5 protein-coding genes and 1 pseudogene are annotated in these 8,766 nt (G+C 62.7%); all 6 read right to left on the minus strand.

Translation table 11 applies throughout. From position 1 onward, the window contains the following. Positions 1-27: 27 nt before the first annotated feature. A complete protein-coding gene (locus H4684_RS01250) occupies positions 28-2,367 on the minus strand; it encodes a xanthine dehydrogenase family protein molybdopterin-binding subunit (protein WP_092188019.1) in 2,340 nt (779 codons plus the stop codon). After that, a complete protein-coding gene (locus tag H4684_RS01255; protein ID WP_092188017.1) occupies positions 2,364-2,861 on the minus strand; it encodes a (2Fe-2S)-binding protein in 498 nt (165 codons plus the stop codon). The genes H4684_RS01250 and H4684_RS01255 overlap by 4 nt, the downstream gene beginning before the upstream one ends. 12 nt (positions 2,862-2,873) lie before the next feature. Next, the gene (locus tag H4684_RS01260) at positions 2,874-3,743 is read right to left on the minus strand and encodes an FAD binding domain-containing protein (RefSeq protein ID WP_092188015.1); all 870 of its coding nucleotides are present in this window, start codon (positions 3,741-3,743) and stop codon (positions 2,874-2,876) included. Positions 3,744-4,027: 284 nt separating this feature from the next. Continuing rightward, positions 4,028-5,395, minus strand: a complete 1,368-nt coding sequence (locus tag H4684_RS01265) for a sigma-54-dependent transcriptional regulator (RefSeq protein WP_192622564.1) — start codon at positions 5,393-5,395, stop codon at positions 4,028-4,030. After that, positions 5,392-7,518, minus strand: coding sequence for a PAS domain S-box protein (locus H4684_RS01270; protein WP_192622565.1), 2,127 nt, complete (start codon positions 7,516-7,518; stop codon positions 5,392-5,394). The genes H4684_RS01265 and H4684_RS01270 overlap by 4 nt, the downstream gene beginning before the upstream one ends. Before the next feature lie 573 nt (positions 7,519-8,091). Further along, positions 8,092-8,760: pseudogene (istB, locus tag H4684_RS01275) on the minus strand (IS21-like element helper ATPase IstB). Positions 8,761-8,766: the final 6 nt, after the last annotated feature.

The raw sequence follows: 8,766 nt of genomic DNA on the forward strand, positions 1-8,766 counted from the left end.
AGGCCTCTGGCCCCTGCGCCGCCATGCTTATGAATTCAAGGCCTTGAACACGCGTTCCGGCGTCATCGGAATTTTCTTGAAGCGGTAGCCCGTGGCGTTGGCCACGGCGTTGGCGATGGCCGAAGCCGGGCAGACCAGGCTGCATTCGCCCGCTCCCTTTGCTCCGAACGGGCCGGTGGGGTCGTTGCCTTCGACGATGATGGAGTGGATCTCGGGCGTGTCCTCGGCCGTGGGCAGCATGTAGTTGTGCATGCTGTACTGCTGCTGTTGGCCCTTGTCGTTATAGGTGATCTCCTCGCTCAGAGCGTAGCCGATACCCTGCACCGCGCCGCCCTCTATCTGCCCTTCGACGATCATGGGGTTGATGGCCCGGCCGACGTCATGGGCGGCGGCCAGCTTGACCACGCGGACCTGTCCCGTGCGGGTGTCCACCTCGACCTCGGCGAAGCAGGCGTGCCACGGCGGGGCGTTCTCGGGCACGATGCGGCCGACGCCGATGAACTGCTTGTTGCGGACGTGGGCGTGGTAGGCCAGTTCCTCCATGGTCACGGAGTTGCCCTTACCCTCCTTGACTTCTTCGAGCTGACACAGGCCCGAGCCCGAACACTCGCCGAGGTTTTCGGCCGTGGGGGCGATGACGCCTTTTCTGATCTCCAGGCGTTCGGCCGGGATGTTGAAGTAGCCGGCGGCGTAATCCAGGACCTGCTTGCGGGCGTCGGCCGCGGCGGCCTTGATGGCTGTTCCGGCGGCGTAGCAGGTGCGGCTGGCGTGACTGCCAATGTCGAAGGGCGTGCCCAGGGTGTCGCCGTAGGTCAGGCCGATGTTGTCCATGTTCATGCCAAGGGTCTCGGCCGCGATCTGTACCAGGCTGGTGCTCGTGCCCGTGCCGATGTCCGGCACGCCCGAAGCCACCTGGGCCGAGCCGTCGGACTGGATGGTCACGTAGGCGTTGTCGTAGTCCACGCAGAAGGGCCAGGCGTTGCTGACGTGGGTGCCGACGGCCATTCCCAGGCCGCGCAGCTTGACAGAGTCTGGCTCATTGAGCTTGCCCCGTCGCGACCAGCCTATGCTTTCGGCGCCCTGACGGATGCATTCGGGCAGCTCCGACGTTCCGCAGGGATACGGCAGGCACCACGGGTCGCCGGGGCGCATGATGTTCTTCTTGCGCAGTTCCATGGGATCCATGCCGAGCTTTTCGGCCATCATGTCCACGGCCTGCTCCATGGCCAGGTTGCCCTGGGGGTTGCCGAAGCCGCGCATGGCGCCGGCGCTGGTGCAGTTGGTGTACACGCTGTGTCCGAAGTAGCGCTGGTGCGGGATGCGGTAGATGGCCAGGGTCATGGCCCCGCACACGCCGGGCAGTTCCGCGCCGAAGGTGCAGAAGGCCCCCGTGTTGAGGACGGCCTTCATGTCCAGGGCCTGGAAGGTGCCGTCCCTCTTGGCACCGAGTTTGACCGTGACGTAGCCGGAGTGGCGCGTGTCGGAGGCGATGAAGTCCTCCTTGCGGGTGTAGATCATCTTGACGGGCCGCTTGGCCAGCAGGGCCAGGCCCATGGCGATGGGTTCGGCCTTGCCGCTCAGGCCGATGCGCACTCCGAAGCCGCCGCCCACGTAAGGCGGGGCCAGGACGCGGATCTTGCCGGCCGGGATGTCGAAGATCTTGCCGAGGATGGCCCTGGACGGGTGCGGGGTCTGGGTGGTGGACCATACGGTCACGTTGCCGTCGCCATCGACCTGGGCCACGGCGGCCTGGGTCTCCATCTGGACCTGCTTGACCACGGGCAACTCGAAGGTCTCTTCGATGATCACGTCGGATTCGGCGAGGCCCTTCTCCACGTCGTTGTAGGGGATCTTCACGATCTCGGCAGGGATGTTCCTGCCCTCGGGAGTGCAGCCCTTGCCGGGATGCAGTTCGGGAGCCTCGGGTTTCATGGCCTCCAGCGGATCGAAGACCGCGGGCAGGATTTCGTATTCGACCTTGATGAGGGTCAGGGCCTTTTCAGCGATGGCTTCGCTGGTGGCGGCCACGGCGGCCACTTCGTCACCTACGTGGCGTACGACCTCGTCGAAGAGCAACTGGTCCAGTACCCGCTCCAGCTGCGGGATGGTCAGGAACATGGGCACGGCGGCGTTGAAGAGGTTTTTGGGGCCGTTCTTGTGGGTCATGACGGCCTTGACCCCGGGCAGCTTCTCGGCCTCGGAGGTGTCGATGCTGACGATGCGGGCGTGGGGATGCGGGCTGCGCAGCACTTTGGCGAAGAGCATTCCCGGCAGGAAGATGTCCGTGGTGAAGAGGCCGCGACCCGTGGTCTTGTCCACGCCGTCGCGCCTGTTGACGCTTTTACCTACGTATTCGAACTGGCTCATAAGTCTCCTCCCTTGACGGCAGAGGCCCGCAGGTTGCGCGCGGCGTCTTCCACCGCTTCCTCGATTTTGACGTAGCCCGTGCAGCGGCAGATGTTTCCGCCGACCGCTTCCCTGATCTGTTCCTTGGAGGGGGACTTGTTCTTGTCCAGCAGGGCCTTGGCCGACATGATCATGCCCGGGGTGCAGAAGCCGCACTGGACCGCGCCCTTGTCGATGAAGCTCTGCTGCAGCGGGTGCAGGCCGCCATCGCCCTCGACGCCCTCGATGGTCTGGATGTCCGCGCCCTGGGCGCGCATGGCCGGGATGAGGCAGGCGTTCATGGCCTTGCCGTTGAAGATGATGGTGCACGCGCCGCATTCGCCCTTGCCGCAGCCGCGCTTGGTCCCTGTGAGGTGCATTTTTTCGCGGAGCACATCGAGGAGCATCTCCGCGGGGGAGACGGCGATCTCGATGACCTCGCCGTTGAGTCGAAATGAAATGATCTGGTTCGGCATGTTCTTCCTCCGTTATGCTTTGCGGGCGTCTTCGACTGCCGCTTGAAGGACCCGTTCGATGAAAACGGGCAGGACTCCCATCCGGTATTCCTTGGAACCGCGGATGGCGCTGCTGCGGAACATGGCCTGGTTGCGGGCCAGCTGCCCGGCTTCGGTCATGGTCGCGCTCGTGACGGGGGCGCCTTTGAGGAATTCCTCGGCGTCGAGGGCGTGCTGGGGTCCCGCGCCCACGGGGGCGATGAGGACCCGGGCCCACTTGAATGCGTCGCCGTCGAGTTCGACCATGGCCGAGACGGCGAGCATGGGCAGGGCCAGGGCCTTGCGCTGTTCCATGCGCAGGTAGGCCGAACCCTGGCCTTTCTGCTTCACGGGAAATCTGACGTGGGTCACGACCTGGCAGCAGCTGTCGATGCAGGACAGGCAGACGCCGGCGTACATGTCTTCGAGCGGCATGGTCTGCATGCCTTCCTGGGTGGTGATCTCGGCCGTGGTTTCGAGGCAGGCCAGGGCCACGGCGGCGTCGGCGGCGGGGTTGCCGGTGACGATGTTGCCGATGATGGTGCCCATGTTGCGGATCTGCAGGGACCCGACCTTGCGGCAGGCCTGGGCCAGGGCCGGCGCGTGTTTCAGGACCAGCTCGGACTTGGCCGCCTGGGCGTGGGTGACGCTCGCACCGATGCGGATGAACCCGTTCTCTTCGGTGATGTTCTTGAGTTCCGCGATCTGGGTGAGGTCCACCAGCACGTCGCAGGTGTTCTTGCCGTCCTGCAGTTCCAGCATGAGGTCGGTGCCGCCGGCGATGATCCGGGCCTTCCCCCTGTTGGTGCTGAGGACCGTGACCGCTTCGGACACGGTCGCCGGGAAAACGTAGTTTTGAACCATAACTGTCCTCCGTTGTATTTTCGAACGCGGCCGGGATGCCGGTGCCGAAATTCGAGATTGGTATTGGAAGGATCATGCCAGATTGTATGACAGTGCAGTTATCTGAAATTTAAGGATTTAGTTGGATGGGATGAAAAAAGGCCATAACTTTAGTTATGGCCTTGGAGGCGAAGCTTCAGAGGAAAAGCCGATTCATGGAATGGTTACGGATAGATAACCCCGGTTATTCCCCTGCGGCGGTTCATGCCATGGGTTATACGGGTGTCCATGATTTCAAAGACGCTTCAGAGCCCGTCTTTTTTCAGCCGCTTGCTCAGTGCCGGCTGGGAGATGCCGAGCCAGCGCGCGGCCACGGTCTGCACTCCGCCCGCCCGGCTCATGGCCTCGCGCACCAGGGCATGCACGGTCTCGTCGATGGTCGGCAGGGTGGCGGGGAAGCACAGCTCCTCGTGCATGCCGAGGTGCCCGGGGTTGTCGTTGTCGGGGCCGCAGGAGAAATCCCCGCCGTTCCAGCGGCCCATGGCGTCGAAGACGAAGGCGCGCAGCTCGCGGACGTTGCCGGGGAAGGGGTAGGCGCTGAGGCGGCTGATCAGGCAGCGGCTGGGTCTTGGCGCGTCCTTGCCGAAGCTGGCGGCGGCCTGGCCGATGAAAAGGTCCAGCAGGACCGGGATGTCGTCGGTGCGTTCGCGCAGGGGCGGGATGCGGACCATGTGCGTGCACAGGCGGTAGTAGAGGTCCTTGCGGAAGCGGCCCTCGCGGGTCATGGCCTCCAGGTCGCGGTTGGTGGCCACCACGATGCGCGCCTCGGACGGGCGGGGAAGGTCCGCGCCGAGCGGCATGTACTCGCGCTCCTGAAGGAGGCGCAGCAGCTTCACCTGGGACGTTTCGTTCAGGTCGCCGATCTCGTCCAGAAAGAGAACGCCGTCGGCGGCCTGCTCCACGAGGCCCTTGCGGGCCAGGACCGCGCCGGTGAAGGCGCCCTTGCGGTGGCCGAAGAGGGTGTCGCTGAAGACCATGTCGTCGAGGCCCGCCACGTTGACGGCCACGAAGGGCTTGCCCGGGCAGGACAGCTTGTGCACGGCGCGCGCGGCCAGCTCCTTGCCGACGCCCGTCTCGCCGTTGATGAGGATGGGCTCGGGCGAGGCGGCGACGGCCTCCAGGTACTTGAAGATCTGGCGCATCTTGATGCTGGCCGTGGTGAAATGGGCGAAGGCCTGGGGGTTGGCCAGGCGGTCCTGGACGAGGCTCTCGCGCAGGGACGTGTTCTCGCGGCGCAGGCGGCTCATCTCCAGGGCCGTGCGCACGGAGGCCATCAGCCGCTCTTCCTCGACGGGCTTGGCCAGGTAGTCCAGGGCGCCGAGTTTCATGCATTCCACGGCCGACTCGATGGACTCCACGCCCGTGGCCACGATGACGGGCAGTTCGGGTCGCGTCTCGCGCACATGGGACAGGATTTCCTGGCCGGTGACGCCGGGCATGCTCAGGTCGAGGATCATGGCCCCCAGGGGCTGGCCGTCGATGATGCGCATGGCCTCGGCGGGCTTCCGGCAGCAGATGATGTTGTCGATGCCGCAGGAGCGCAGGCACAGGTCGAAGCTGGTCAGGATGTCGGCCTCGTCGTCGACGATGAGGACGGGGTAGGGCTGGATCATGCGGCGTCTCCTTCTTGGCGGGCGGGGAACGTCAGTCTGACGCGCGTTCCTTCGCCCCGGCGGGAATGGATGGTCAATTCTCCGCCGTGCTCCTGCATGATTCGGGAGGAAATGGAAAGGCCCAGACCGGTACCCCCGCAGGCGCGTTTGGTGGTGTAGAAGGGGTCGGTCACGTAGGGCAGGTCCTCGTCGCTGATGCCCAGGCCCTGGTCCTCCACCTCGAGCCAGGTCAGGCCCGGCGCGGGGTCGAAGCCGGTCCGCACGCGGATGGCCTTGGCCTTGTCGTCCACGGCTTCGCAGGCGTTCTGGAGGATGTTGATGATGACCTGTTCGATCTTCTGGAAGTTGCCCCTGAAGTGCGGCATGCCGAAGCCGTAACCGATCTCCAGGCGGTTCGTGGCCTTCTGCAATTGGTTGTCGAGGAGCAGCACGGCGGCCCGCAGCACGCCGTTGATGTCGATGACCTCGTTCATGACGGTGGAGCCCTGGCGGGCGTAGTTCTTGAGGTCCTGCACGATGTGCTTGATGCGCCTGGACGAGGTCATGATCCCGGAGAAGAGCTGCGGCACGCGCTCGCGGGCGTAGGAGTAGCGGAGGCTGCCGAGCATGAAGTCGCCGTGCTCGTCCATGTACTGGTCGAGGATGACCCGCGCGTCGTACCACATGCGGGAGAGCAGCGGCACATTGAGGATGATGGAGTTGTTGGGGTTGTTGATCTCGTGGGCCACGCCCGAGACCAGGATGCCCAGCGACACCATCTTGCCTGCCTGTACGAGCTGTTCGTATTCGATCTTGGCGCGTTTTTCGGCGTTCTTGCGCTCGGTGATGTCGCGGAAGGCGATGAGGGTGGTGCCGGAGCGCAGGGCGGCGCGCTTGACGTTGGCGATGAGGGTGCGTTGCTGTCCGCCTTTGTCGGTGACCTCGACCTCCAGGTTCCTGATTTCCCTGACCTCCGCCAGTTCGTGGTTGGAGTAGAACCGGTTGCCGACGAGGTCGAAGATGGTGTCGAACCCGAGGATCTCGTCAGAGTCGTATCCGAAGATACCCGTGACGTTGCAGCTGACGAAGACGATCCTGCCATCGTCGGTAGTAAGAAAGATCGCGTCCCAGATGCTCTCCAGGGTGATGCGGTGGAACTCCTCGGACTCCTGCAGCCTGTCGACCCATCGCTTGTAGCTGGTCAGGTCCTTGTAGTTCTTGACGATGCCGAGCACCTCCCCGCCCTCGCCCCGCAGGGCCGCGGCCTTGACCAGACAGGACTTTCGCTCGCCCGAGATGGACACGAACTCCTTCTCGAAGTCGGTCTTGGAGGAGCCGACGACGATCTCCTGGATGATGCAGTGGTCCGTGCACTTGTGGCGGCAGGGGAAGATGTCGAAGCACTTCTTGCCCAGAATCCCCTCGACGGGCTGTTCCACCAGTTCCGCGAAGGCGAGGTTGGCGCGGACGATGTTGCGGTCCGAGTCGAGCACGAGGATGCCGTCGCCCGAGGTGTCGAAGATGTGTTCGAGCTCCATGTAGGCGTGTTCGAGGTTGCGCTCGGTGCGCTTGCGGCGGGCTATCTCCTCGTTCAGGGATTCGTTGTACTCCTGCAGCGTTCGGGTCCTGTCCTCGATGATCTTCTCCATCATGTGCAGCAGGGCCTGCTTTTCGTTCTCCTTGATCTTGAGATCCGTGATGTCCTTGAAGGTGGCCAGCACGTAATCCTTTCCGTCCACTTCGATGCGGTTCAGGATGACCTGCGTGTCGATCATGATGCCGTCGCGGCGGATGTCCTTCCATTCGAACTTCTGGACATTGCCGCGCAGGGCTTCGCTGACCTTCTTCTGCGCTATTTCGTAGGAGTTTTCGCCGTCGGGCTGGAAGAGGGGGGCGAAATCGCTCGGGAAGAATCCGATGATGTCATCCTTCTCGCACTTCCAGATCTGGCAGGCCTCCTGGTTGCACTCGGACAGCGTCTCGTCGATGAGCAAAACGCCGTCGGACAGGCCCTGGAAGATAGCCTCGTACTTCTCCAGCTTCTTCTGCATGGCCGCGATTTCCAGGTCCTTAGCGGCCAGCAGTCGTATCAGATCTTCAGGCTGATCCGCAGGTTGCGGATCGCCAATCAACTGATTGTCCATGATACCCTCGCCAGGGAACGTCAGGTTCTGAATGCCGTTGCCGAGCCAATTGCGGGCGGCGGTTCGTTGTGTGTTTTACAGGGTGGTCATACCGGAGGAGTGGAGAAGAATAAAGGCGATTCGGGTGTCGTTTGGATGGGAGGGTGGTCAAAGCAATGTGGTTGGCGTGTTCGATGGGCCATTGGCTCGATTGCCGAGCCTGTTGGGGGCCGAACTTATCCTTTTGAAGCTTGCCCCGGAATCAGACCTTTGGGTGGATTGGAACAGAGTGAGACGTGGAGAGATAATCTGAAAAAAACGAGATAACTATAGGCTATAAGGGATATTTTTGTCTGCAGGCATAAAAAAACCCGGCTGAAACCGGGTTTTGGTGTTTTGGTAGCGAGGGAGGGAATTGATTTTCAAAAATAAGCTTTTAAAATCAGGTATATTTGTATTTGGACAAGTAGTTTGGCCCCCTTTGTGGCCCCTTTGGCTGTGACTGGGCACCCTAATAGCGCCACCGATGGGCACCTTAATGACGCCAGCAAACATGAGAGATTTTCGCTCGGACGACCTCGTCTGGTTATGTGTTTATGAGTCGCCTCTGCAAGGGGAAAGATCCTTGCGAGGGGTCCTGTAGCTCTTGCCGTCCAGTACGACTTGGTAGGCGCCGTGCATGATCCGGTCGAGGGTGGCTGCGCCGAGCAGCTTGTTGTGGAAGGCGTCGTTCCACTCCGAGAAGTCCAGATTGCTGGTGATGATCGTCGGTTTTCGCTCGTAGCGCTCTGCGATGACGTCGTGGAAGTCCTCGTCCTGCCCGGAGCGCATGGGCTTGAGGCCGAAGTCATCGATGATGAGCAGATCCGCCTTGGTCAGAGCCGCCAGTTTGCGCTCGTAGGTGCCCACGGCCCGTGCCGAGGCGAGTTGCCCCAGGAGCTTGGCGTGGGAGGAGAACACGGTGTCTTAGCCGCGACGTACGGCGATATGGCCCAAGGCCTGGGCGAGGTGGCTCTTGCCGGTGCCACAAGGGCCGACGATGAGTACCGGGGCCTTCTCCTCCAGGTAGCGGCAAGTGGCTAGATCCATGATCTGAGACTGGTTCACTCCGAGGTTGAAGGTGAAGTCGTAGCTTTCGAGGGTTTTCTGCGTGTTAATGCCGGCTCTGCGCTGACGCATGACGAGCTTGCGTTGTTCGCGACGGGCGATCTCGTCCTCAATGAGCAGGGCCAGGAAGTCGGTGTAGGCGAGCTTCTGCTCCACGGCCTG

The sequence above is a fragment of the Desulfomicrobium macestii genome (assembly GCF_014873765.1).
Lineage (GTDB): Bacteria > Desulfobacterota > Desulfovibrionia > Desulfovibrionales > Desulfomicrobiaceae > Desulfomicrobium > Desulfomicrobium macestii.

Excerpts from the sequence above, each read along its gene's own strand:
- H4684_RS01255 (WP_092188017.1), bottom strand. The coding sequence starts at position 2,861 with ATGCCGAACCAGATCATTTCATTTCGACTCAACGGCGAGGTCATCGAG.
- H4684_RS01250 (WP_092188019.1), bottom strand. The coding sequence starts at position 2,367 with ATGAGCCAGTTCGAATACGTAGGTAAAAGCGTCAACAGGCGCGACGGC.
- H4684_RS01265 (WP_192622564.1), bottom strand. The coding sequence starts at position 5,395 with ATGATCCAGCCCTACCCCGTCCTCATCGTCGACGACGAGGCCGACATC.
- H4684_RS01260 (WP_092188015.1), bottom strand. The coding sequence starts at position 3,743 with ATGGTTCAAAACTACGTTTTCCCGGCGACCGTGTCCGAAGCGGTCACG.
- H4684_RS01270 (WP_192622565.1), bottom strand. The coding sequence starts at position 7,518 with ATGGACAATCAGTTGATTGGCGATCCGCAACCTGCGGATCAGCCTGAA.